The organism is Stenotrophomonas sp. YJH_SMC_46 (genome assembly GCF_059370315.1).
Genome location: NZ_JCAFTO010000002.1, coordinates 707359 through 732931, shown reverse-complemented (window position 1 = coordinate 732931; position 25573 = coordinate 707359). Strand labels below are relative to the sequence as shown.

Annotated in this window: 18 protein-coding genes and 1 riboswitch; of the genes, 7 read left to right on the top strand and 11 right to left on the bottom strand. The window is 65.7% G+C overall.

The window, feature by feature from the left end; translation table 11 throughout:
- Positions 1–3: 3 nt before the first annotated feature.
- On the bottom strand, positions 4–591 hold the full coding sequence (locus AC5P8C_RS08325; RefSeq protein ID WP_019662027.1) for a biliverdin-producing heme oxygenase: 588 nt from the start codon (positions 589–591) through the stop codon (positions 4–6).
- Positions 592–697: 106 nt separating this feature from the next.
- Between AC5P8C_RS08325 and AC5P8C_RS08320 the strand changes: the two genes are divergently transcribed.
- Positions 698–955, top strand: coding sequence for a DUF2789 domain-containing protein (locus AC5P8C_RS08320; RefSeq protein ID WP_006390068.1), 258 nt, complete (start codon positions 698–700; stop codon positions 953–955).
- A 108-nt stretch (positions 956–1063) separates the two neighbouring features.
- On the opposite strand, the gene AC5P8C_RS08315 is transcribed toward AC5P8C_RS08320, so the two are convergent.
- The 4 genes from AC5P8C_RS08315 to AC5P8C_RS08300 all read right to left on the bottom strand — a co-directional run bounded on the left by AC5P8C_RS08315 (position 1064) and on the right by AC5P8C_RS08300 (position 6323).
- Complete coding sequence (locus AC5P8C_RS08315) at positions 1064–3982, bottom strand: TonB-dependent receptor (protein ID WP_019662028.1); 2919 nt, start codon at positions 3980–3982, stop codon at positions 1064–1066.
- A 255-nt stretch (positions 3983–4237) separates the two neighbouring features.
- Positions 4238–5173 carry a FecR family protein gene (locus tag AC5P8C_RS08310; protein ID WP_495218555.1) on the bottom strand — a complete coding sequence of 312 codons (936 nt, stop codon included), beginning with the start codon at positions 5171–5173 and terminating at the stop codon, positions 4238–4240.
- Between the two features lie 104 nt (positions 5174–5277).
- Complete coding sequence (locus tag AC5P8C_RS08305) at positions 5278–5778, bottom strand: RNA polymerase sigma factor (protein ID WP_019662030.1); 501 nt, start codon at positions 5776–5778, stop codon at positions 5278–5280.
- A 71-nt stretch (positions 5779–5849) separates the two neighbouring features.
- Positions 5850–6323: a hypothetical protein gene (locus AC5P8C_RS08300; RefSeq protein WP_026347269.1), complete on the bottom strand. Its 474-nt coding sequence runs from the start codon at positions 6321–6323 to the stop codon at positions 5850–5852.
- 185 nt (positions 6324–6508) lie between these two features.
- On the opposite strand from AC5P8C_RS08300, the gene ppa reads away from it, so the two are divergent.
- Positions 6509–7045 (top strand): inorganic diphosphatase, encoded by a 537-nt coding sequence (ppa, locus tag AC5P8C_RS08295; protein ID WP_005410935.1) that lies wholly within the window; start codon positions 6509–6511, stop codon positions 7043–7045.
- A 152-nt stretch (positions 7046–7197) separates the two neighbouring features.
- A complete protein-coding gene (locus AC5P8C_RS08290) occupies positions 7198–8319 on the top strand; it encodes an HDOD domain-containing protein (RefSeq protein ID WP_134731345.1) in 1122 nt (373 codons plus the stop codon).
- Positions 8320–8497: 178 nt separating this feature from the next.
- Here the strand turns inward: AC5P8C_RS08290 and AC5P8C_RS08285 are convergent, their stop codons facing one another.
- From AC5P8C_RS08285 to thiC, 5 genes are all read right to left on the bottom strand, one after another.
- Positions 8498–11362 carry a TonB-dependent receptor gene (locus tag AC5P8C_RS08285; RefSeq protein ID WP_026347270.1) on the bottom strand — a complete coding sequence of 955 codons (2865 nt, stop codon included), beginning with the start codon at positions 11360–11362 and terminating at the stop codon, positions 8498–8500.
- A gap of 49 nt (positions 11363–11411) precedes the next feature.
- Positions 11412–12311 carry a helix-turn-helix transcriptional regulator gene (locus tag AC5P8C_RS08280; protein WP_019662034.1) on the bottom strand — a complete coding sequence of 300 codons (900 nt, stop codon included), beginning with the start codon at positions 12309–12311 and terminating at the stop codon, positions 11412–11414.
- Between the two features lie 115 nt (positions 12312–12426).
- Positions 12427–14751: a winged helix-turn-helix domain-containing protein gene (locus AC5P8C_RS08275; RefSeq protein WP_100446680.1), complete on the bottom strand. Its 2325-nt coding sequence runs from the start codon at positions 14749–14751 to the stop codon at positions 12427–12429.
- A gap of 259 nt (positions 14752–15010) precedes the next feature.
- Positions 15011–15682, bottom strand: a complete 672-nt coding sequence (locus AC5P8C_RS08270) for an ion channel (protein WP_019662036.1) — start codon at positions 15680–15682, stop codon at positions 15011–15013.
- A 93-nt stretch (positions 15683–15775) separates the two neighbouring features.
- Positions 15776–17620 carry a phosphomethylpyrimidine synthase ThiC gene (gene thiC, locus AC5P8C_RS08265; RefSeq protein ID WP_019662037.1) on the bottom strand — a complete coding sequence of 615 codons (1845 nt, stop codon included), beginning with the start codon at positions 17618–17620 and terminating at the stop codon, positions 15776–15778.
- Positions 17621–17702: 82 nt separating this feature from the next.
- Positions 17703–17803, bottom strand: a riboswitch (TPP riboswitch).
- A gap of 245 nt (positions 17804–18048) precedes the next feature.
- Here thiC and AC5P8C_RS08260 point away from each other — a divergent pair.
- A complete protein-coding gene (locus tag AC5P8C_RS08260; protein WP_233653762.1) occupies positions 18049–19626 on the top strand; it encodes a BCCT family transporter in 1578 nt (525 codons plus the stop codon).
- Between the two features lie 558 nt (positions 19627–20184).
- Here AC5P8C_RS08260 and ggt read toward each other — a convergent pair.
- Complete coding sequence (gene ggt / locus AC5P8C_RS08255; RefSeq protein ID WP_495218554.1) at positions 20185–21903, bottom strand: gamma-glutamyltransferase; 1719 nt, start codon at positions 21901–21903, stop codon at positions 20185–20187.
- Between the two features lie 659 nt (positions 21904–22562).
- On the opposite strand from ggt, the gene ilvC reads away from it, so the two are divergent.
- From ilvC to AC5P8C_RS08240, 3 genes are read left to right on the top strand one after another with little or no spacing between them, the layout of a single operon-like run.
- Positions 22563–23537: a ketol-acid reductoisomerase gene (ilvC, locus tag AC5P8C_RS08250; protein ID WP_019662040.1), complete on the top strand. Its 975-nt coding sequence runs from the start codon at positions 22563–22565 to the stop codon at positions 23535–23537.
- Between the two features lie 39 nt (positions 23538–23576).
- Positions 23577–25313: an acetolactate synthase 2 catalytic subunit gene (gene ilvG / locus AC5P8C_RS08245; protein ID WP_233653761.1), complete on the top strand. Its 1737-nt coding sequence runs from the start codon at positions 23577–23579 to the stop codon at positions 25311–25313.
- A complete protein-coding gene (locus AC5P8C_RS08240) occupies positions 25297–25548 on the top strand; it encodes an ACT domain-containing protein (protein ID WP_005410947.1) in 252 nt (83 codons plus the stop codon). Before ilvG ends, AC5P8C_RS08240 begins: the two co-directional genes overlap by 17 nt.
- Positions 25549–25573 lie beyond the last annotated feature (25 nt).

Sequence of the window (25573 nt, the reverse complement as noted above, 5' to 3'; positions counted from 1 at the left end):
GCATCAGGCGAATTCCACTTCGACGTGGCCGTGCACGCTGCGGAACGCGGCGTCGGCGGCATCGATCACCTGCTGCTCCTGCTCGACACTCAGCGGTACCGCGTCCAGCGCAGCGGTGAACTCACGCCAGTGGCGCGCCGCGCCATCCGGATGCGCGGCCAGGTGGCGGGCGCCAAAATCACGGTCCAGGCCGAGCCTGGCGGCCATCTTGTACAGAATGGTGCCGCCCAGGTTGGAGCCTTCAGCCACGTACAGCCACCCCAACGCGGCGGGCAGTTCCAGATCGGACGGCAACGCCGCGATGTCAGCCCCCGGCAGGGTCTGCTCCAGGTCCTGCAGGTCGCGCGCGACCTGGGTCAGGCGGCGGCGCTCGCCCAGGTCCGGCAGCAGTGCGTCCAGCGCAGGGTTGGCATACAGCGCATCGATGCTGCGGTGGAACCGATACTGCACGCGCAGGAAACGGGCGAAATTGCTGCGGTCGGCGAAGATGTCGCCGGCCATGATGCGCTTGTCCAGGGCACCGTGGCTGTCGCGGGTGGCGGCCTTGAGCCGCAGGCTGCGGCTTTCTTCAGGGGCGATGTGTGCGTTCATGGGGGATGCCAAGGGGGTCGTCCTGCTGTAGACGTTTGCCACGGGGCTTTCCCCAAGGCTATGTGCGCCGATAATGGCGCATCCCTTCTTACCGCAGGAACCGACGATGATCACCACCGAACCGCGCATGACCAACCTGTTCCTGCAGCTGGGCCTGGACGCCAGCGCCGAGGGCATCGCCCGCTTCATCCGCGAGCACCAGCTGGCCACCGATGTGGAAGTGGTCGAGGCGCCGTACTGGAACGATGCGCAGCGCCAGTTCCTGTCCGAGTCGCTGCAGGCCGATGCGGCATGGACCACCGTGGTGGACGAGCTGAACGAGTCGCTGCACGAAGATGCGGTGAAGGCCGCGACCGGGCTGTAAGTAGACGCCGGGCGTGGCGGGGCGCTGGCGATTGCACGGCGGAAGCGGTGCGGACCAAGGTCCGCACCCACCGAGGGCGGTCCGACCCCACCGCTCATACGCGACCGATCAGTACTTCCAGGTCAACGCCAGCCGCGCGGTGCGGCCCGGGGCCGGCATCACGCCCAGGGCCAGCGGGTCCAGGTAGTAACGATCGGTCAGGTTGTCCACGCCGGCTTCCACCGAGAGCTGGTCGTTGAAGCTCCAGCTGGCGAACAGGTCCACCAGCGTGGTTGGCCGGTACAGCTGCTGGATCGCCGACAGGCCTACGTTCCAGTCCTTGTCCAGCTTGCTGATCGGGCCGGCGTTGTGGACCACGCGGGTGCCGAAGGTCAGGCGCTCCTCGAACAGGCGCGAGCCCAGGGTCAGGTTGACCATGTAGCGCGGCGGGTTCTGGGTATTGGTGTACGAGCCCTCGAAGCCGCCGTCCACGCAGTCGGGCGTGTTGGCCAGCTCGCCGTTCCTGCGTTGCGCCCCGTAGGCACGGCGCTCGGCGGCGATGTCCGGCGCGCAGGTCTTGGCCTTGAAGTAGTAGTGCGCGGACAGATCGGCAAATACCTTGCCGCTGTCATAGCTGGACTGGAACTCCATGCCCGAGACCTTGAACTGGTCGACGTTTCGGATCAGGCCCGCCGACAGCGTGCGGTAGTCACGGGTGATCAGGTCGTCGATGCGGGTATCGAAGTACGCCAGCTTCAGCGCCAGGCGGTCGCCGGCGGCGAACAGGTCGTAGCGGATGGTGCTGGCGCCGATTTCCCAGCTGCGCGCGCGCTCCGGCTTCAACTCGCCCACTGGCTTGGCGGCGGTGAACAGGCCCAGCGTGGTCTCGAACAGGCTCGGCAGCTTGGTGCCTTCGGCGTACTTCACGTAGACCATGGTGTCTTCGCTGAAGCGGTAGGCCACGCTGGCGGTCGGCGAGAACGCAGTGTCACGGCGGCGGATCGGCTGCGACCACGTCCAGCTGACCGGCACTTCCAGGTCCTGCGCCTTGCCGGCGTCGTAGAAGTTCCAGCCACCGATGTCGGCCACCGTGCCCTTCTTGTACGGTGAGGCCAGCAGCGATTCCTGGGTGAAGTTGCCGTTGGCATCCGGATACCAGTTCAGCAGCGCGATGCGCTTGGCCCGCCACGACGGCAGCGCCGGGTTGCCATTGAGCAGTTCGGTGTAGCGGTACTGGCCCTGCACCTCATAGGCATCGGGCGTGGCCAGGCGGTTGCGGTCGTGCACGTCCACGAGGTTCCAGCGGCCGCCGGCCAGCAGTTCCCAGTGCTCATCGGGCTGCCACTTCAGCGAGGCCACGGCACTGTATTCCTTGCGCTCGGCATTGCGCAGGAAACGGTTGTTGACCAGGTCATCGTGCATGACCGGCCCCGAACTGCCCGGCGCGATGTCTTCGTCGCTGTAGGACAGGCCGTAGTCGAGGGTGAACGCACCGGCGCGGGTATCGAACTTCGAGGTGTTGCTGGCATCCAGGCCGAAGCGCTTCTGTCGCAGCGGATTGCGGTAGGCATCCTTGTAGCCGGGGTCGCCGCTGAAGCTGGGCGCGTCATACCACTCGGTGCGGCGGTCGAAGTACCACGGGGTGATGCCGGTCAGACTGTTGTACATCACGCTGTCGGTATCGGTGTATGTGGCGTTGACACGCAGGTCGACCAGATCGCTGTCCGGATTGAAGCGGTAGCGCAGGGTGTAGCTGTCCATGTCGACATGGCCCGGGTCCCACTGCGGAATGCGATCGCGGTCGACGCGGATGATCTGCGACGCCATGATCTCGCCGGCGGTGCCTTCGTAGCGACGGTATCCGGCTTCCAGCGTCTGCGCGTCATCGATGCGCCAGGTGCCCTTGAGCAGCGCCGACTTCGAACGCGACGAGGTATTGAAGACCTCGGTACGCGGCGGGTTCAGCGGTGCCAGAGTGCGCCGGGTCTGCGGGAAGTCGTCGTAGCCGTGCTTGCCAGAGAAGTAGTTTCCATTGTCGCGGTAGGCGTAGGCAGCAACCAGATCGAAGTGGTCCCAGTGACCGGCTGCAGCGACGTTGAAGAACTGGCTGCCGGTGGCGCTGCGGTCGGAACGTGGCGCGGCGCTGTAGGACGGCAGGTTGTTGGCGCTGGCGTTGGCCAGGCCGCCACGCACGCGTACGCCGAAGTCGCGCCCCTCGCGCAGCACGTCATCGATTTTCAGCGTCTCCATCTCGACCACGCCGCCGATGCCACCGGAGGCATTGGCCTGCAGGCTCGGGCCCTTGGTGATGGTCAGGCTGGAAATCAGGTCCGGGTCGAGGTAGGTGCGCTGCGATTGGCCGGCATAGCCACGGTAGGTATCCATGCTGGACTGGCCGCCGTCGATGATCACCGGCACGCGGCCCTGGCCCTGGATGCCGCGGATGTTGACGTCGAAGCCGTTGCCAACGCGCGGATCGCCGGCGGTGACACCGGCCACGCCCTTGACGATGTCGCCGTTGGAGGTGCCACGGAAGCGCTCCAAGTGCGTGCGGTTGAGCGTGGTGATGGAACCGACGCCGCGATAGCTGTCGAGCAGGCGTGCCTCGTCGCTGCCCGCGCCACTGTCGACGCGGTCGCCGGCCACGCTGAGCGTGTCGGTGACGATCACGCCGCTGTCGGCCTGCACCGGCATCGCCGCTTCCAGAGTGACTGCATCTGCGCTGACCCGGCGCACCGCCAGGCCACTGCCCTGCAACAGCTGCTGCAGCGCCTCGTTGGCCGGCAGGCTGCCCTTGACCGCACGCGAGGTTACGCCCTGGGCCAGGGTGGCCGGATACACGACCTGCACGCCGGACTGGCGCATATAGCTGCGCAGCGCTTCTTCCAGCGGCTGCGCTGGAATGTCGAAGCGCTGCACGGCAGCGTGGTTGCCGGTGGCGCTCTGTGCCAGCACGGACGGTGCGGCGCTGGCCAGGCCGGCGGCCAGCAGGGCGATGCACAGGCGGGACGGGCGCAGCGCGCGGCCCGGGCGGTGGGAGTCGAACATGGGGAACCTGTCAGGTAATCGGTGCCGCAGGCGCGGCGTCATCCGCAACACAGGCGGACACGGCGACGTACGTGGCGGCGGCGGGTACGTTCGCGGAGTAAGACGGATGAAAGCGTGGCAACCCCAAGGGGATTTGCAGTCGAAGCAGGTGCCGACGGTTGCGCGGCAGGTTGCAGTGGTGGGTGCCGACGGTTGCGTGGCTGGTTGTAGTGGTGGGTGCCGACCGTTGGTCGGCACCGGGGCATTGGCGTGGATCTACCGATGGACGATGGCGACGCCGAGCGGCAGCCGAGTCACCTGCAATCCAGCCGTCGCGGCCAGTGCATCCAGCGCCTGCTCCGGGCGATCGATGCGCAATGCGGCACTCACTGCGGGTAGTCGCGACAGATCGCCGCGCACGAAGGTCGGGCCGGCGCGGTAACGCCCCACCCATTGCACGGCGTCGGCGACGCTGGCCTGCTCCAGCAGCAGCTCGCCCTGCCGCCACGCGCCGACGCTGTCGGCAGCCACATCCCGCAGACGCGTCACGCCGCTGTGCTCGCCATAGACCGCACGCTGGCCCACCTGCAGATAGGTCCAGCCACCGTCGGCCGGGCTGGCCACGCGCACCCTGCCCTGCCCGACCTGGGTTTCAACCTGGTCATCTCCGCGCGCGACGGTGAACGCGGTCGAGATGTCCTCGATCACGCCGTTGCCCGCACGCACGCTGAAACGTCGCTGCGCATCCGGGCTGACCTCGAACCAGGCACGCCCACGCAGCAGCTCGATCTCGCGTGCATGTGCATTGAAGCGCACGGTAATCGCACTGTCCGCATCCAGCACTGCGCGGCTGCCATCGGGCAATTGCACGTTCTGCGCGACGTGCGTGCTGCGATGGTCGGCCTGCAGCCGCAACCAGGCCTCCGGCCATGCCACCAGCATCGCCAGCGCGGCTGCAGCGGCCATCGCCCAGCGCATTCGATGCGGCCGCGGGCGTTCGGCGGGCTGGACCTGCGGGCGTGGCCCGACACTGCGCCACAGCGCGCGCTCGTGTTCGAAGGCACGGCGGTGCCCGGGTTGTGCCAGCCAGCGCTCGAACTCGCGCATGCGCCCCTCGCCGATGTCACCCGAGGCCAGCCACGCGATCCAGCCCCGGGCCTGTTCGGCCAGGGCATCGTCATTGGCGGCGGGCAGCGTGTTCGGCGGGCTCATCGGCTGGCGGACAGGCGCATTCAAGCGCGGGCGGAGGAACTAGACCGCATCCACGGTCCAGTGATCAAGACGTTCCAGTGAGGGCCAGCCCCAAGCCGGGCCGGTCATCGGCCGCTGCGTGCCCACGCCAGCCGCTGCAGCGCCGTGCGTACATGGTTCTCGACGGTGGTCACCGACACCCCGAGGCGGCGGGCGATCCCGGCCTGGGTCAGGCCCTGCAGGCGGTTGAGCCGGAAGATGGTGCGGGTCGGCTCCGGCAAGTGCCCCGCCGCATCAAGCACCCGCTGCAGCTCGTCCTGTGCCATGGCCTGTTCCTCGGTCGAGATGACCTCGTCCGGCCCCCACAGGTAGTGGTCGGCCAGCAGGCGGTTGCGCCGGGTCGATTCGCGGCCGTGGTCGGTGGCCAGGTTGGCGGCCAGCCGGTACAGATAGGCCCGCGGGTTGTCGATGGCCTGGCTGTCGTCGACCCCACGGGCCTTGAACCACACCGCCTGGATCACATCCTCGGCGCCATTGTCGCCGCCGAGGATGCGCTGCACCCGGCGCAGCAGTGCCGGCCGCTCACGGATCAGCAGTTCGGTAAGGGAGGCGGCATTGGAGGACATGCGCAGAACGGGACGACAGACGGAAGGCGCCGCGCATGCTACTCCGTTAATGAGAATCAGTCACGTTCGCATCAGTGGATGCAGCCGGTCAGCCCGTCATAGGTGCTCTCCGACGTGCCGGGCAACGGATCATGCAGCGGATTACGGGCCGCCAGCGCTGCATGGAAGGCCTCCACCGGGGTGCCAGGCACCAGCGGCAGCGGGCACAGCCAGGTCGGTTGCCGGGCTACGATCGCACCGTCGTTCCGCGACACGGCCAGGTCACTGGCGGCAAATGCCCACAGGCACTCATGCACCGTGCCGCGCACCGCGTCCACCGAACAGCGCAGGCGCAGCGCCCGGATGTCGCTGTACTCACCCTCGCAGAAGGTGTCGCCGCAGATCGCGTCGAACCCGTGCTGCAGACGCCCTTCCAGGGCAAAGAAGCGGTCCCAGTTGGCTTCCTGGTGCGGGTAGTCGATCAGGTCCACGTAGGGAAAAGCGTGGGCGGCGGGCGCGATCAGCAGCGTGCAGAACAGTCCGAGTGACAAGGCGGATGGTTTCATGCGGGAACTCCTCGGGTAGGTACATCCAGACTGCGCGCGCGCGCCACCCGGACCCATCGGTCAACCCCGGCCCGCCGGGTCGGCGCCTTCCTCGCCCTGCCGTCAGCCCCCTCCCCCTGCACAGCGCCCGGCAAAGGCATAAAATGGGGGGCTATCCGTCTATATCCCCCACCTGGAGCACGACCATGGGTCTGGAACTCGTCTCGCCCGGCAAGAACCCGCCGGAAGAAATCAACGTCATCATCGAGATCCCGAAGGACTCGGAGCCGGTGAAGTACGAAGTGGACAAGGAAACCGGCGCGATCTTCGTCGACCGCATCCTGTCCACCCCGATGCGCTACCCCTGCAACTACGGCTACGTGCCGAGCACCCTGTGCGGCGACGGCGATCCGGCCGACGTGCTGGTGGTGCTGCCGCTGCCGCTGGTGCCGGGTTCGGTCGTGCGCTGCCGTCCGGTCGGCGTGCTGAAGATGAGCGATGAGGCGGGCAGCGACGAGAAGATCCTGGCCGTGCCGGTTTCGAAGATCTTCAGCGGCTACGCCCACGTGGAAGATATCGCCCAGGTGTCCAGCCATTGGCTGGAGCGCATCGGCCACTTCTTCGAGCACTACAAGGACCTGGAGAAGGGCAAGTGGGTCAAGCTGGACGGTTGGGGCGGCGCCGCTGAGGCCAAGCAGATCCTGATCGAGGCGCACCAGCGCCATCTGGACAGCAAGGCCTGAGCCTGAACCGGATCGCTCCGGCGGCACCCCGCCGGAGCGATGCGGGTCACGTTTCATGACGACGGCACATCACTCTTGCCGCCGTATTAGGTAAATTGCGTCACTTCACACGTCGTCGACATCCATCGTCGAGACAGCCAGGGGAATGTGTCGTGCGTATTCTGCTTGTTGGGGATGCAGCCAGCCTGCCGGCCGAGCTGACCGAATTCATTGCCGATCTTGGGGAAGACTGGCAGCCGCTGACCGCCACCGATGGCCAGACCGCGATGACCGCGGTGGCCACGCAGGGCGTGGATGCGGTGATCGTCTGCCCGCAACTGCCGGATCTCAATGCCACCACGCTGCTCGGCCAGATCCGGACCTTGCGCCCGGAAACCATCCGCATTGCGCTGGTGGACGCCCAGCACGGCAACCGGCCGCCGCCGGCACGCCTGATCGGCGTGGCCCACCGCTTCCTGCCGTTGCCGCTGGCACCGGAAGTGTTGCTGGAAGCGCTGACCAGCCTGGAAGAGCTGCGTGAAGTGCTGGACAGCCCGCGCCTGCGCGACGCCATCGGCCGTATCGAGAAGCTGCCCTCGCCGCCGCACCTGTACCTGAGCCTGACCCAGGCACTGGAACATGACGACGACGCCGACAGCGCCGACGTCGCCAAGCTGGTGGCCGCTGATCCGGCGATCGCGGCCAAGGTGCTGCAGCTGTCGAACTCGGCGTTCTTCAGCCAGGGCCGCACCATCGCCGACCTGCGCACCGCCGTGACCCGCCTCGGCCTGTCGACGCTGCGCGATCTGGTACTGGCCAGCGAGGTGTTCTCGGCACCGACACTGTCCACGGCCGAGCGCAATTCACTACAGCAGCGCGCCCTGCTCGCCTCGCGGCTGGCGGCACGCCTGCTGCCCGAATCCAGCGCCGAACTGGGCGCGACCGCCGCGCTGCTGGCCGACATCGGCCTGCTGCTGCCCGGCGTGCGCAACGAGCGCAGCGAACCATCGCTGACCGGTGACACCCGCCCGGGCCACGCCGAAGCCGGTGCCTATCTGCTCGGCCTGTGGGGCCTGCCGATGCCGATCATCGAAGCGGTCGCGTTCCATCTGCAGCCGCAGCGTGCCAATACACGCAGCTTCTGGGTGACCGGCGCAGTGCACGTGGCACTGGCACTGGTCAATGGTGATCCGGTGGACGAGGACTACCTGCAGCGCGCAGGTGTTCTCAACAGGCTGCCGCAGTGGCGGGAGCATGCCAATGCGTTGATGGGACTGGTACCCAGCGAGGCTTGAGGCACCGCCCAGGGCGAGTTCGCAGGGAATGAAAGGCAGGCCGGGTGGCCTGCCTTTTCCGTTGTGCCTGAAGAACCATCCACGCATGGCGTGGATCTCCTCAGTCGGTGCAGCACACAAACAAGAAGGGCGGACCTTGCGGCCCGCCCTCCTCTTTCTGCTGTGACGCTTCGATGGATCAGAAGCGCTGGGTGTACTTCATGTAGTAGAAACGACCGATGTCGAAGCCACCGTAGTACGAGAAGCTCGAGTTCGGCTGGCTGTACATGACCGGGCCCTCGTGGTTGAACACGTTGTTGGCGCCCAGCGAGACCGTGGCTTCCCACGGCAGGTTGTAACGCACCTGCACGTCGTGGAAGGTGTTCGAACCCACCTTGCGGGTCGGCTGCGCCAGGGTGTAGGCCGAGCTGAAGTCAGGCAGGTTGCACTCGGTATCGTAGGAGCACGGCTCCTTCATGCTCGAGTAGTAACGCACGCCCCAGTTCACGCCCAGGTTGCCGTAGGTCCAGTCGACGTTGAGGTTCGAGCGGACGCGGAAGTTCGCGCCCCAGTCTCCGGTCGCCCAGCTGGTGTGCTGCTCGACCGGGGTCTCGGCTTCGTTGTCGCGCTTGTACTCCAGGTAATCGACGTAGGTGGTCTTCCAGTCGATGACGAACTTGCCGAAGGAGAACTCCGGCAGGCGGTACTTGATGCCCAGATCGTAACCCGCGGTTTCCTGGTAACCACCGTTGATCAGGGTACGGGTAACGTCGACCACCTGGTTGGCGGTACGGCCTTCGGTGCCGCGGTCGAAACGCTCACACGCCGACGCCACGCCCAGCACATAGCACTGGTTGAGGATCGAGGTTACCGACTCGGCGGCGATCACGTTGTCGATGCGGATCTTCCACCAGTCGAGGCTGACGTCCAGGCCCTGCACGAAGTTCGGGCTGTACACCAGGCCGGCGGTCCAGGTCTTGGAGGTTTCCGGCTTCAGTTCCGGGTTGGAACCCGACTCGAAGGCGCTGTAGGACTGGGTGCCCGGGCCGGTCGACTGTGCACCGCCGGAAGTGATCTGGCGGAAGTTGGCCGGAACGCCACGCGCCTGGCAGGCTGCCGCCACCGAGGGGTTGCGTGCGGCCGAGCCGAAGCTGCTGTCACACGGATCGGTGTAGGCGTCAAAGGTCTGCGAGGTACCGCCGTACATGTCGGCGATGCTCGGGGCGCGGAAGCCGGTCGAGTAGGTTGCACGCACCAACAGGTCGTCGATCGGCTTCCACTTCAGGCCGAACTTGCTGTTGATGGTATCGCCGAAGGTGTTGTAGTCCGAGTAGCGGCCGGCCATGTCGAGCGACAGCTCCTTGGCGAACGGCATGTCGGCCAGCACCGGCACATTCAGTTCAACGTAGAACTCGTCGAGCTTGTAGCTGCCCTTGGTCGGCTTGCCGGCCAGGTCGGTACTCAGGCCAGACTGCAGCAGCGCATCCGGGTTGTACTCGCCGCTTTCTTCGCGGTGCTCGTAGCCCGCCGCGATGGCCAGCTCACCGGCCGGCAGCGAGAACAGCGAACCTCCGATGTTGGCGCTGTACGCCTTGGTGGTGTTGGTATAGGTATCGTGGCTCGGCAGGTACAGGTAAGCCTGCAGGGCCGGATCGGCCAGCGAGCCGTTGCCGGTCGAGCCGTACGGTGCCAGCGGGTTCCACGGGGTGCAGCCAGCGATGACATGGCCCGGGGTGCCGCAACGGGCAACGTCGCCGTCCATGAAGGACGGACCGACCGCATTCTGCACGTTCGGGATGAACAGGTTGCCGGTGCCGGTCTTCACACCCTTGTTCTGGTTGTAGACGTAGCCCACGTCCCAATCCCAGAACTTGTCGCCGAACTCGAACGAACCTTCCAGGCCGGCCGAGAAGCGGAAGGTCTCCTGCTCGGACTCGGTCTGGCGCGGCACTTCGGATGTGCGACGGATGAAATTCGCATCCGTGCCCAGCGGGTTGTAGATGCTGTTGGCCGACAGCGGGGTCTCATAGACCTCGGACTGGTACGGGTAGCCGGCAATCTGCTGGGTGGCCGTACGCTTGGTGTACAGCACGTTCGCGGTGCCGCGGATGTTGTCGGTGAAGTCGTAGTTGCCGTTGGCGAACACCGAACGACGGGTCAGCTTGTTCTGCAGCCACATTTCCTGGCTGGCATTGGTGTAGTCCGCCGTGCCGAACTCGCGGAAATCGGCCATGGTGTTGCCCGAGCCATTGTTGGCGCGGGTGTACCAGTTGTCATTGCTGTCGATCAGCACGCCGTGGTTGGATGCCGGCGACCAGCCGTTGGCGTCTGCGTCGGTCGGGTTCGGGTGGAACTGGCCGTTCGGGTAGCGGCTGAAGGCACGATCCTTCGCCCAGACCGGATCTTCCTTGCTGTACTCGGCGCCGAAGGTGATCGAACCACGCTCACCGGTCTGGCCGTAGACGAAGTTGTAGACCTGCTTTTCGCCGTCGCCCTTGCTGTACTGGCCGCCGTAGACGCTGGCTTCCAGACCGTCGAAGTTCTTGCGGGTGATGATGTTGATCACGCCGGCGATGGCGTCGGAGCCGTAGATGGCCGATGCGCCGTCGGTGAGCACTTCAATGCGCTCGACCACCGAGGTCGGGATCGAGGCCAGGTCGGTGTAGCCACCGGTGCTGACGCCCATGCGCTTGCCGTCCAGCAGCACCAGGGTGCGCTCCGGGCCCAGGCCGCGCAGATCAACGTACTGGCCGCCGACTTCTTCGCCCGAGCTCAGGGCATCGGCGCGGCTGATCGCCGGCGAACCGGTTGCCGACAGGTTCTGCACGATGTCGCCGACGCTGGTGAAGCCCTGCTTTTCAATGTCGGCGCGCTGCAGCGCGATCACCGGCTGCGCGGTTTCCATGCTCGCCTGGCGGATGCGCGAACCGGTAACCGAAATGCGGTCCAGGTCGGTCGTGCCGCCGGCAGCTGCGTCCTGCGCCGAAGCGAAGGACGGTGCCAAGGCAAGCGCAATGCCGGCCGGCAACAAGCCGAGCCGCACTGCAGGAATACGAACGTTCATCAATCTCTCCAAGGTACGTGTTAGTAGCGTGTTAAAACGCCCCAGCACGTTACGATTGCGTTGCGACGCTGCATTTGCGCGACCCAACCGGAGAGTTTGCAGAATGTGGCGGCAGCAGCCCGCCGTTCTCACGGAAGCGCGAAGCCGACTGCCCGTAACGGGCGCGGAAGGCCCTGGCGAAGCTGCAGCAGTTGTCGAAACCGCTGGCGGCAGCAACTTCGCCCACCATCATGTCGGTATCGCGCAACAGATCGGCCGCCCGTTCCAGGCGCAACCGTGCCGAAAGCGACTGCGGACTTTCCTCGTAGAGGCTCTGGAAGGTCTTGGAGAGATACCAGCTGGAGAAGTTGGTCAGTTCAGCCAGTTCACCGATGCGCACCACGCGGTGGCTGTTGCCTTCCAGGTACAGGCGGGCGCGCTGCATGCGGCCAAACACCTGGCGCTTGCGGCTGCGCGAGCGACCCGGGCAACGCTGCACGTTGTCGGCCAGCCCGCGCTGCAGGCCCGCCAGATGCAGCAGCAGCGGGCGCAATGCCTCCGCCGGCTGGCCACTGGCCAGCGCATCGCGCCACAGGCGCAGCGCAACACGTGCATCGCCGCGGTTCATGCGGCCACGCCCGGCATACAGGCCACAGTCGGCCATCTCGGCCAGCACGCGCAGCGCTTCGACGGTGAGGTTCAGGCCCAAGCACAAACCGTTGCGACCGGCCTGCACCAGCGGCCGCGATTCCTTCTCGAAGGCGATCCACTCGCCTTGGCGCAAGCGGAAGCGTCCTTCCTTGGCTTCCACCCAGGAACTGCCGCGCACCTGCATCCACACAGTGAAGCTGCTGCCTGCGGTCTGCAGACTGCCCAGCCGGGCAACGCCCAGGCAGGTCGGCGCGACGTCGTCCAGGGCCTTGTCGAGGGAGATGGTTTGGCCGCGATCGGCCAGCGAGAGTTGACGCATGGGGGCACCACGGATTTGCCTAGTACAGGCCTCCGTTTTGCCCAATCTGGTGGGACCTCGTCAGGAAAGACTGCCGAGATCGCCACGAATTCGTGGCGAGAACCACACGAAAAAATTACGAAGAGAAATTCTTCTTCAAAATCAACATTCTGGAGAAGGCAGGGAACAGTGCCGGGGCTTGCTCGGGCAGCCGCATGATGCCGATGTCAGCGCCGTCACTGACCGCCAGCGCCACGTAGAGATCGCGCCCGTTGGCGCTGGCACTGAGTCCATTGCCCGCGCTGAGCCGCTGCGGATCAAGGCAGCGTTCCGGCACTTCGGTACCGTCCTGGATCAGGACCAGGGTCGTGCCGCACTGCGTGGACGTGCCGAGGTAACCGATGCCACCGTTCCCCACGACGGTCCAGGTGCGATAGCGCCACCGACTCGGCAGGTCTTCAGTGATCTGCCGCACACTGGCCGGTGACAGTGCCGGATCGACCGACCACAGCCCACCAGCGGCGAGGCGCGTGAACAGCACCCGTCCGCTGGCGCGATCAAAACGTGCCTGCGACACCCCATCAATGCTGGCCAGCCGGCGCCAGGGGTGAGAGCTGCGGTCGAACAGGCTCAAGCGCGTGCGCTGGTCGGCATCCCGCTCCACCACCAGCAGCTGGTCATCGCCGGCCCCGTAAAGCGCCTGCAGCGGTTGTTCGGCGGGCACCGGCAGTGGCTGCAGCCGCTCATCACGCGGCGAGATTTCGTAGACCACGGTACGTCCATGGTCATCGCGGCCAACCACCAGCAGGTGCCGGCTGTCGGCGGCCCAGTCCGGTGCCTGCCGGGCCTCCGGCCGCAGGCCTTCGATCAGCCGCAGCGAGTCCGGCCGCTGCATGTCAGCCCACCACAAGGCGAAACTGCCGGAGCGATCGGAGGTGAAGGCCAGCTGGCGGCCATCGGGCGCGGCCATCGGCTGACCATCACGGCCACTGGACGCGAACAGTCGTTCCGCACGTCCTCCCTCGATCGGAACCTTGAACACGCCGAACTGCGCCCGCCGGTGGACAAACGCCAGCACGTTGCCATGGCGGGATACCGCAGGCCACTGCGCATCATCCAGGCCAGCGTCGCGCAGCGTGCGGCGCTCGACGTCGAGGTAGTACAGGCGAACTTCACTGTCCACGCGACGGCCGAACACGATGGTGCGCCCATCCCCCAGCCAGGCCCAGCCTCGCTGCTCGGCCGCTTCATTGGTCAGCTGCTCGGGGGTACCGCCGCCGGCGGGCATCCGCCACAGATCACCCATCTGCGGATTGCGCACGAACACCAGCCACTTACCGTCTGGCGAGTAGCGCGGCGCATAGTCGAAATCATCGGCATCGACGCGGTAATCCAGCTCACGCCATTGGCCACTGGCCAGATCCAGCACGCGGATGCCGCGATGCGCATAGCGTCCGACCATGCTGCCGAACACCAGCCCCCGGCCATCCGGGGTCCAGTCAAAACTGAGCAGCTCGGTGCCGTCGCAGCGGGTTGCCTGGCGCACGGCACCACCTGTGGCACTGGCGATCAGCACCTGGCAGCCACCTCCGGCGCTGAATCGTGCAAACGCGATCTCGCGCCCATCCGGCGACCAGCTCGGGAAACGGTCGTTGGCACCGGCCGGAGGCGTCAGCAACTGGCGCGCGGGCGCATTGCCCGAGGTCTGCACCTTGATCGCACCGCCGTCCCCCCCGTCGTCGTTGGCCCCTTCGTAGGCCACCTGGGAACCGTCGGGCGAAAGTGTTGGATACGTCTCAAAACCACTGGTCGCGGTGATCAGCCGGTAAGGCCGCTGCGGGCTGCCGATCACGCGAACGCCGTTCTCCACGGCCGCATCAACCGGTGAACTGGCTTCCGGCGGCTGCCGCAACAGCAGCATCGTCAGCACGATCACCGTGCCAAGCATCAATATGCCGATTGCCAACAGTACCTGGCGCCGGACCCGTCGCCACGCCCGGCGAAGCCCCGGCACCGGCACCGTACCGACCGCGGCCCTGCCACCGGCGTCCGCGGGCGGCAACGGAAGATCGGCCAGCTCGCCGCTGTCCACGGCAGCCTCAGGCGCCTCCAGCACCTGCACCGGCACCAGCAACCGATAACCGCTCTTGGCGATGGTCTCGATATAGGTCTGGCCGTTGTCGTCGTCGTTGGCGAATGCCTTGCGCAGCTGCGTGACGGCCTGGGTCAGCACGTCATTGGTGGGCAGCGTGTCGGGCCACACTTCGGCAAACAGCTCCTCGCGGGTGACCACGCGGCCGGGCTGCCGCAGCAGAACGCGCAGCACACCCAGCGCTTTCGGCGTCAGCCGGCGCGGACGACGCGCACCTTCAACTTCGACCTCTCGCGAGGACAAAGTGACGACGCATTCGCCAACCTGGATACGGTCAGCCTCGGGCGGCTGGATTTCGCTGCTGTTCATTTTCCGGGATACAGTAGGGACGGGCCTGGGCAGGTTTCACCAGCAATACCGCCCCCAACCGGGGACAACAAAAAGCCAGATTCCGCACACAGCATCGGCGCATACCGCAAAAACAATGAAGCGGGCGAATACTAGCCTATGCGGGTTACCTCGCCTATCGCGTGGTCGACATCCAGGCTCTCTCTCGCCGACGCATTCACATAATTTGCTGCACCATTCGCGCCCTGCGGGGCGCGGAATTTTTATCTGGCGTTCATTTTCACACGCGCCGCAGCATGGTCAATCCGACCAGTCGCGAAACCACCAAAGCCACGTACATCACGCCTGAAAACTGCTCCAGCATGACCAGGGCACGCGCCTGCGGATGCAGGGGTACTACGTCGCTCAAGCCAACACCCGAGAGCAAACTGAAGCTCAGATAAAGCAGTTCCATCCAGGTGCGCTGTGCACCGCCGCCGGAGCCCTGGAAACTGCCCGGATACCATTGTTGGCACACGGCAAAAGCAAATGCGAAGGCCCAGGCCAGCAGCGTGAATGTGGCGCCTGCGGCGAACAGTTCATCGCGGGTGACTTTATGGTCCTGGAGCATGTAGGCAATGAGCGCACCGGCCGTATAGAAGTACAGCAGGCTCTCCAGCAGTTGCGCGGTGGTCAGCAGCGCAGTGCGGTCCAGCAGTGCACCGGCCAGCGAGAACACCACCGAGGGAATGGCCAGCAGCAGTGCCAGCCAGGTGCCCAGCGGGCTGCGTTGCACCACCCACAACGCCAGGCCCAGTACCGCCATGCCGAACATGCCCAGCGCCGCGCGGCCCGCAGCGGTGTCATCCAGCGCGGGGTACAGCAGCACCGCGATCAGCTGGGCGCCCAACAGCCAGGCCGAAGGATGACGGCGGGCAATGGCCAGCCAACGGGTGGTGATGGCAACAGGCATGGCGTCCTTTCCCCAGGGAGATGGGCGGAGGATAGCCGGGAGCGGCGTGATGAGCGGTAGTGCCGGCCGCTGGCCGGCACCCCCGCTTCCGCGTCACCCCTGGCGATAGACCTCGGCACCGGCCGCGCGGAACTCCGCCGACTTCTCCTTCATGCCGGCTTCGGCGTAGTCACGCACATCCTGGGTGATCTTCATCGAACAGAAGTGCGGGCCGCACATCGAGCAGAAGTGGGCCAGCTTGTGCGCATCCTTCGGCAGCGTCTCGTCATGGAATTCCTTGGCCTTCTCCGGATCCAGGCCAAGATGGAACTGGTCTTCCCAGCGGAACTCGAAGCGCGCCTTGCTCAGCGCGTTGTCGCGCACCTGCGCGCCCGGATGGCCCTTGGCCAGGTCGGCCGCATGCGCGGCAATGCGATAGGCCATGATGCCGTCGCGCACGTCCTGGCGATTGGGCAGGCCGAGGTGCTCCTTCGGCGTCACGTAGCAGAGCATCGCCGTGCCGAACCAGCCGATCATCGCCGCACCGATCGCGCTGGTGATGTGGTCGTAGCCCGGCGCGATGTCGGTGGTCAGCGGGCCCAGCGTATAGAACGGTGCTTCGCCACACTCGCGCAGCTGCTTGTCCATGTTTTCCTTGATCAGCTGCATCGGCACGTGGCCGGGGCCTTCGATCATGGTCTGCACATCGTGTTTCCAGGCGATCTTCGTCAGCTCGCCCAGTGTTTCCAGCTCACCGAACTGCGCGGCGTCGTTGGCATCGGCGATGCAGCCCGGGCGCAGGCCGTCACCCAGCGAGAAGGTCACGTCGTACGCCTTCATGATCTCGCAGATGTCTTCGAAGTGCGTGTAGAGAAAATTCTCCTTGTGGTGCGCCAGGCACCACTTGGCCATGATCGAGCCACCACGGCTGACAATGCCGGTCACGCGCTTGGCGGTGAGTGGCACGTAGCGCAGCAGCACGCCAGCGTGGATGGTGAAGTAGTCCACGCCCTGCTCGGCCTGCTCGATCAGCGTGTCACGGAAGATTTCCCAGGTAAGTGCTTCGGCACGGCCGTCGACCTTCTCCAGTGCCTGGTAGATCGGCACGGTACCGATCGCCACCGGCGAGTTGCGGATGATCCACTCGCGGGTCTCATGGATGTGCTTGCCGGTGGACAGGTCCATCACCGTATCACCGCCCCAGCGGATCGCCCACACCAGTTTCTCCACTTCCTCGGCAATGCCCGAGGACACTGCGCTGTTGCCGATGTTGGCGTTGATCTTGGTCAGGAAGTTGCGGCCGATGATCATCGGCTCGCTTTCCGGGTGGTTGATGTTGTTGGGCAGCACCGCGCGGCCGCGTGCGATCTCGTCGCGCACGAATTCGGGTGTGATCACCTTCTGGATTGAAGCACCGAACGACTCGCCCGGGTGCTGCTGCAGCAGGCCGGCATCGCGGACCGCGTCGAGCCGCTGGTTCTCGCGGATGGCGACGAACTCCATTTCCGGCGTGATGATGCCGCGCCGCGCATAGTGCATCTGGGTGACGTTCGCGCCGGCTCGCGCACGGCGTGGCAGGCTGCGCGCAGGAAATCGCACCGCATCGAGCTTCGGGTCATGCTCGCGGTCGCGGCCGAACGAAGAACTCAGTCCTTCGAGCTGTTCGGTATCGCCGCGTTCCTCCACCCAGCCGCGGCGCAGCGCCGGCAGGCCTGCGGACAGATCGATGCGTACGCCAGTATCAGTGTAGGGGCCGGACGTGTCGTAGACCGTGACCGGCGCATTCTCTTCGCCGCCGAACAGGGTCGGCGTGCGGGCCAGCGCGATCTCGCGCATCGGCACCAGCAGATCCGGGCGCGAGCCGGCCACGTGTATCTTGCGCGATCCGGGAATGGGCCGGGTCACGGATTCGGAGAGTTGCTGGGCCTGTTGCTGCAGGGCGGAGAGCTGTGCGTTCATCGGGCATCGTCCAGGAAGGTCAGGGACGAAGCGGCGGCGCACTGCTGCCGCTCCCGGACGGTCCTTGGGCGGAATCCGGGCACGGCTGCACTGCAAAGCTTCCCTACGCCGGTATGAGCCGGATCAGGTTCCAAGGGACTGTCTCAACCGTGGCCACATGGCCCGGTACCCCCGCTTCTTGGTGTGCATTAGAGCATAGAACGTGCTGTAGCCCATGGCTGTTCCATCCACGCACGGCGTGGATCCGCTGTTTCTGTATTAACAGAACCGTGACATCGCATTCAGTAACGTGCACGCGCATCGTGCCGCTGCGGCCGGTGTTTCCTCGCCGCCTTCGCGGCCCCTGCCCGGTCTGTGCTGCATGTCGCCGGCCCCTCGCAGCAAGCTCTGCTCGCTCCCCTCAATCCCTTGATCGGAGAAGCCCCTTCATGGTGTTTCGCGTTTCCATTGCACTGGTTCTGCTGCTGGTGCTGCTCGCCGGTGTTGCACCCGGTCCCTTCAACACCGTGGTCCAGTCGATGCTGGCCGAGGTCATCCGCAGTGTCGGCTGGCTGTACCTGCTGGTCGTGTTCCTGGCGCTGGTGTTCCTGATGTACCTGGCCTTCGGCCGCTTCGGCAACCTGCGCATCGGTGGCGAAGATGCCGAGCCCGAGTTCTCGCGTGCCAGCTGGATGTCGATGCTGTTCGCTGCCGGCATGGGCATCGGCCTGGTGTTCTGGGGCGCCGCCGAGCCCATTTCGCACTTCAGCAAGCCACCGGAGGGGCTGGCGCCCGAAAGCATGGACGCCGCGCGCGCCGCCATGCGCTATGCGTTCTTCCATTGGGGCCTGCACCCGTGGGCGATCTACGCGCTGATCGGCCTGGCCATGGCCTGGTTCCAGTTCAACCGCAACGGCCGTGGCCAGATCAGCGATATGTTGCAACCGATCATCGGCCGTCACCATCGTGGCTGGATCGGGCATATGGTCAACATCTCCGCGGTCGTCGCCACCGCGGTTGGCGTGGCTACAGCACTGGGCTTCGGCACGGTACAGATCGCGGCCGGCGTGGAACGCGTGTTCGGCGTGCAGGCGGGCGTGCCGCTGCAGCTGACCATCATCGCAGTGGCTTTCGTACTGTACATGGCGTCCACGCTCAGCGGCGTCGGCCGCGGCATGAAATGGCTGTCCAACTTCAACCTTGCATTGGCTGCACTGCTGCTCGCGCTGGTGCTGGTACTCGGCCCGACTGGCGCGATCTTCAACACCTTCACGACGACGTTGGGCTCCTATCTCAATCAGCTGGTGACGATGAGCCTGCGCATGTCACCGTTCTCGTCCAGCACCTGGGTCGCGGACTGGACGATCTTCTACTGGGCCTGGTGGATCTCCTGGGCACCGTTCGTGGGTTCGTTCATCGCGCGCATCTCGCGCGGGCGCAGCGTGCGCGAGTTCGTGATCGGCGTGGTGCTGGCACCGACGCTGCTGGGCTTCTTCTGGTTCTCGGTGTTCGGTGGCACCGCGATCTGGATGCAGATCTTCGGCCAGGCCGACCTGCTGCAGGCACTGGGCAACGGCTATGAAACGGTGCTGTTCACCATGTTCGACAGCATGCCGCTGCCGTTGCTGCTGTCGTGCATTGCGCTGGTGCTACTGATGATCTTCTTCGTGACCTCGGCTGATTCTGCGGTACTTGTGCTGGCCAGCATGTCCACGGACGACGCGGGCGAGCCATTGCGCAAGCACAAAGTGGCGTGGGGTGTCGGCATTGCGCTCGTGGCGGGTTCCTTGCTGTTGGCAGGGGGACTGGAGGCGCTGCAGGGCATGATCACCATCGCTGCGCTGCCGTTCGCGCTGCTGATGCTTCTTGTGATGGTGTCCCTGTACCGGGTGCTGGACCAGGAATACACCCGGGAGCGGCGGCAGGCGCAGCGCCAGCGGCACATGATCGATGCGTGGATTGCACGCGAGATGGCGGCGCAGGAGGAAACCCAGGCGGAGGCAGCGCGCGCGCACGATCAGGATTGAGGGGGTTTTGCAGCCTGCGGCTGCACCGCTTTTTTCAAGCAACGGCAACAACAACTTCAAAAGCGGCTCTGGATTTCTGCTGGTTTGGCGGGGAGGGGGCCGATGGCGGGACACGCCGCAAGTACGTCCCTGTAGGCTCGGCCACGGCATCCATGCCGTGGACGGTCCCGCCATCGGCCCCCTCCCCGCCTCCGACAATTTCCCGGTGACGGCAGTCGATCCACGCCATGCGTGGATCAGGTGTATCGGAAAACAAGAAGGGGTCGGATCCGTTTTCCTTCGGAAAACGGGTCCGACCTCAACCCACAGCGCGCGGCTGTTGCCTTTGCTCTTGCTCTTGCTCTTCTTTTTTCTTTTCCTGCGGTGATGGCCACGGACACTGTCAGGGGTCGGGCGGGGGGGTTGGGCGGGGGTGTCAGCCGCATGGATGCGGCTGCCAAGCCTCCAGGGACGGATTCACGGCGTCCCCCGAACAGCCCACCCGCCCGGCCCAATCACATGATCCCGCTTCCACGAACCACCACCGCAGAGGGGGCTCAGCCCGGTGGCCGGAAAACCTCAATACCCCGCCGCCTGCCCATCCTTGCGGCTCTCCGAAGCACCGTAGTAAACCCCGGTCTCGGGATCACGCATGATCGCCTGGTACCCGCCATACGGGCCATCGGCGAACACGATGCGATGCCCTTTGCGCATCAGCGCGCGCACCGTTTCATAAGGGAAGCCGGTTTCCAGATTCACTTCACCGCCATCGGTCATCGCCGTGGCCTGACCCGTCGGTTCAGTCGAGCCTTCGTGCTGGATGCGCGGCGCATCACCGGCTTCCTGCAGGTTCATGCCGAAGTCCACCAGGTTCATCACGATCTGCGCGTGGCCCTGCGGCTGCATCGCGCCGCCCATCACGCCGAAGCTGGCATACGGCTTGCCACCCTTGGTAATGAACGCCGGAATGATGGTCTGGAAGGGGCGCTTGCCCGGTGCGTAGCCGTTGGGATGGTTCTTCTGCAGCACGAACATCTCGCCACGATCCTGCAGGATGAAGCCCAGCCCCGGCGGCGCCATGCCGCTGCCCATGCCGCGGTAGTTGGACTGGATCAGCGAGACCATCATGCCGTCGGCGTCGGCCACGGTCATGTAGATCGTGTCGCCCTCCTCCAGCTGCTTCGGCGTGCCCGGCTGCACTTCCTTCAACGCCTTTTCCATCGAGATCAGCGCGCGGCGCTGCGCGGCGTATTCCTTGGAAATCAGCTTCTGCACCGGTGCCGGCTGGAACGCCATGTCGGCGTAGAAGCGTGCACGGTCGGCGAAGGCCAGCTTCTTCGCTTCAACGAACAGGTGCACATGCTCCGGTGAACCAAACGGGATCTTCGAGAAATCGTAGCCTTCCAGCACGTTGAGGATCTGCAGCGCGGCAATGCCCTGGCTGTTCGGCGGCAGTTCCCACACGTCGTAGCCACGGTAGTTGCTGCTGACCGGTTCGACCCATTCGCCATGATGGTCAGCCATGTCCTGATAGCTCAGGTAGCCACCGTTGGCCTTGAAATAGTCGCCGATGGTGCGGGCGATGTCACCCTTGTAGAAGGCGTCGCGTCCGCCATCGGCGATCTTCTGCAGCGTGCTGGCCAGATTCGGGTTCTTCCACATCTCGCCCTTGCGCGGGGCGTGGCCGTTGATCGTGAACTGCTCCTTGAAGCCCGGGTACTGCGACAGCTTGGGTACCGAGCGGTCCCAGTAGTAGGCGATCACTTCGGCCACCGGGTGGCCCTCGCGGGCGTAGCGGATGGCCGGCGCCAGGTTGTCGGCCATCCGGTTGCGACCGAAGCGGTCGTGCAGTGCGAACCAGCCGTCGACCGCGCCAGGTACCGAGACCGGCAGCGGGCCGGTGGCCGGGATGTCCTTCAGGCCACGGCGCTGGAACTCGGCCAGGGTGAGCGATTTCGGCGAGCGCCCCGAGCCGTTGTAGCCATAGAGCTTCTGCGTCTTCGGGTCCCAGACGATGGCGAACAGGTCGCCGCCGATGCCGTTGCCGGTGGGCTCCATCAGGCCCAGCGCTGCGTTGGCCGCGATGGCGGCATCCACCGCCGAGCCACCGCCCTTCATCACGTCCAGCGCGATCTGGGTGGCCAGCGGCTGCGAGGTGGCGGCCATCGCATGGGGGGCGATCACCTCCGAACGGGTGGCGAAGGTGTGGCCGGTAATGCGGTCGGCGGCAAAGGACAGCGCGGGCACGGCAGCCAGCACGGCGGCGGCGATCAGGGAACGGGCAAGGCGTCGGGACACGGTCGGGTTCCGATGGACGGGTGGTTCCCCGATCTTCGCCGCTGCGGCCTTCACGCGGTATCGGACAGACGTCATGGACGTTGATCCTGGGGTGGAAGAATCCGACGGATTCCGCGCAAAAACCGCCCAGAAAGGAGTGAATTCGGGTTCACCGAAACACTTTCAGCAGCAACCATCCTTGTGCCGCAAGCGATTGCGCTGGATTCACTGGAAACCGATAAAAAAACCGTCGCGAGGGTTGACACCGCCAAAACGGCTGTGTTTCTCTCGATCACATGTTGCATCACAACACGCCACTGCGAACCCACATTGAAGCCGCCGACACCGGCGCCACCTCGCTGCGTTCGATTCTTGTGCTCGTACTTATTACCCAGCCAACAGGTGCGGGACGAGCCAGCGTGTAAGCAACAAACACACCGGAACTCATCAAAACCCGCACCCGCCCCGGTGCGGGTTTTTTCATTTCAGGACCTGGTTTCAGACGCAACCACCATGACCAACGCTCAGTGCAAAGCCCGGCCCCAGACCACCACCACGCCTCGTGGTGGCTGTGCCTGTGCGATGCGCAGCGCCTCCTCCACCGCTTTCCCCTGACCGGCCGATACGTCACCTCGACGACCGGCCGTTCTTTTTTCTTCCCACCGCAAGGAACCTCCCCCATGAGCACCAACGACCTGCCCCAGACCAAGATCGCCGTCATCGGCTACGGCAGCCAGGGCCGCGCCCACGCACTGAACCTGCGCGAATCCGGCTTCGATGTGGTGGTAGGCCTGCGTCCGGGCGGCCCGACCGAGGTCAAGGCGCAGGCCGATGGCTTCACCGTGAAAGCACCGGCCGATGCGGTGAAGGATGCCGACCTGGTCGCCGTGCTGACGCCGGACATGGTGCAGAAGAAGCTCTACGACGATGTGCTGGCGCCGAACATGAAACAGGGTGCGGTGCTGTTGTTCGCGCACGGCCTGAACGTGCACTTCGACATGATCAAGCCGCGCGAGGACCTGGACGTGGTGCTGGTCGCGCCCAAGGGCCCGGGCGCGCTGGTCCGTCGTGAATATGAAATCGGCCGCGGCGTGCCGTGCATATGGGCGGTCTACCAGGACAAGAGCGGCAAGGCCGCCGAGTACGCACTCGCCTATGCAGCCGGCCTGGGTGGCGCCCGCGCCAACCTGATCCAGACCACCTTCAAGGAAGAGACCGAAACTGATCTGTTCGGCGAGCAGGCGGTGCTGTGCGGTGGCGCTTCGGCGCTGGTGCAGGCGGGCTTCGAGACCCTGGTGGAAGCCGGTTACCAGCCGGAAATCGCCTATTACGAAGTGCTGCACGAACTGAAGCTGATCGTGGACCTGTTCTACGAAGGTGGCATCTCGCGCATGCTGGAGTTCATCTCCGAGACCGCGCAGTACGGCGACTACGTCAGCGGCCCGCGTGTGATCGATGCCGGCACCAAGGAACGCATGAAGGAAGTACTGAAGGACATCCAGGACGGCACCTTCACCAAGAACTGGGTGGCCGAGTACGAAGCGGGCCTGCCGAACTACAACAGGTTCAAGCAGGCCGACCTGGAGCACCCGATCGAGAAGGTGGGCAAGGAACTGCGCGCCAAGATGGTCTGGTTGCAAGGACAGGCCGCGTAAACGCGCGGCCCTCCCCCACCCGCTTTGCAAGGTTCCCCCATGAACTCTTCGACACATCGCAGCGCGCCGCCCAACGGCGCGCGCTGGCTGACCCAGGCGCTGGAGGCCGAAGGCGTCCGCACGCTGTTCGGCTATCCAGGTGGCACCATCATGCCGTTCTACGACGCGCTGGTGGATTCGTCGCTGAAGCACATCCTGGTACGCCATGAGCAGGGCGCGGCGCTGGCCGCCAACGGCTTCGCCCGCGCCAGCAACCAGGTCGGCGTCTGCGTGGCCACATCCGGCCCGGGCGCCTCGAACCTGGTCACCGGCATTGCCGATGCGATGCTCGATTCGGTGCCGATGGTCTGCATCACCGGCCAGGTCGGCACGCCGCTGCTGGGCACCGACGCCTTCCAGGAACTGGATGTGTTCGGCCTGACGATGCCGATCGTCAAGCACAGCTGGCTGGTGCGCAGCGTCGATGACCTGCCGCGCGTGGTGGCCGATGCGTTCCGCATTGCCCGTGAGGGTCGCCCCGGCCCGGTGCTGATCGACCTGCCCAAGGATGTGCAGTTGGCCGATGCCAGCCATCTGCCGGCGCATGTGCCCAGCAGCGTCGAACCGCCGCCGGCGCCGGCCGAGGCCGCCATCGCCGAGGCCATCGCCGCGCTGGCCGCAGCCGAGAAGCCGGTGGTCTACGCCGGTGGCGGCATCGCGCTGGGCGATGCCGTGCAGGACCTGCGCGACTTCGTCGAGGCCAGTGCCATCCCCACCGTGATGACCCTGCGCGGCCTGGGTGCCCTGCCGGCCAGCCATCCGCAGTCGCTGGGCATGCTGGGCATGCACGGCACTCGCGCGGCCAACATGGCGGTGCAGGAAAGCGACCTGCTGCTGGTGCTGGGGGCGCGTTTCGATGACCGTGCCACCGGCAAGCTGGCCGAGTTCGCCCCGTTCGCCCGTGTGGTCCACATCGATGCGGACGCCTACGAGATCTCCAAGCTGCGCAGCGCCGATGTCGCCGTGCCTGGCAACGTCGGTCACGCCATCCGCGCCCTGCGTGCGGCCTTCCCCTCCCCCAAGGCCCACCAGGAGGCGTGGCGCAAGCGCTGTGCGCAGCATCGCGATCGCTTCGCCGCACGCTACGACGCACCGGGCCAGCACATCTACGCACCGGCGTTGCTGAAGCGCCTGAGCGAGCTGGCCCCGGCCGATGCGGTGATCGCCTGCGATGTCGGCCAGCACCAGATGTGGGTGGCCCAGCACTGCCGCTTCAACCACCCGCGCAACCACCTGACCAGCGGCGCGCTGGGCACCATGGGCTTCGGCCTGCCGGCGGCGATGGGTGCGCAGTTTGCCTGCCCCGACCGCACCGTGGTGCTGGTGTCCGGCGATGGCAGCTTCATGATGAACGTGCAGGAGCTGGCGACCATCGCCCGCTGCCACCTGCCGGTGAAGATCGTGCTGCTCGACAACAGTTCGCTGGGCATGGTGCGGCAGTGGCAGGAGCTGTTCTTCGCCGAGCGTTACAGCGAGATCGACCTGTCCGACAACCCGGACTTCGTGGCACTGGCGCAGGTGTTCGGCATCGCCGCCACCCGCATCGACAACCGCGACGACGTGGAAGGCGGCCTGGCCGCGCTGCTGGCCGAACCGGGCCCGGCACTGTTGCACGTGGCCATCGATGCACGCGCCAACGTATGGCCGTTGGTGCCGCCGAACACTGCCAACAGCACGATGCTGGAAAGCAACCCCGCCCATGCCCGCCAGGAGACCCCCAATGCAATACCGGCTTGACCTGGTGCTGCACCCGGCCGAAGGCGCGCTGCTGCGCGTGATCGGCATGGCCGAACGTCGCGGCTTCGCGCCGCGTGCGATCAGCGGCGCGCCGGTAGCTGCCGACGATGGCCGCTGGCACCTGCAGCTGGTCGTGGATGGCCAGCGCCCGGCGGAAACGCTGTGCCGGCAGATCGAGAAGATCTACGACTGCGTGTCCGTACAGGTCACCGCCGTGGAAGGAGTATCGCCATGAACACCCGTACCGTAGCGACCACGGT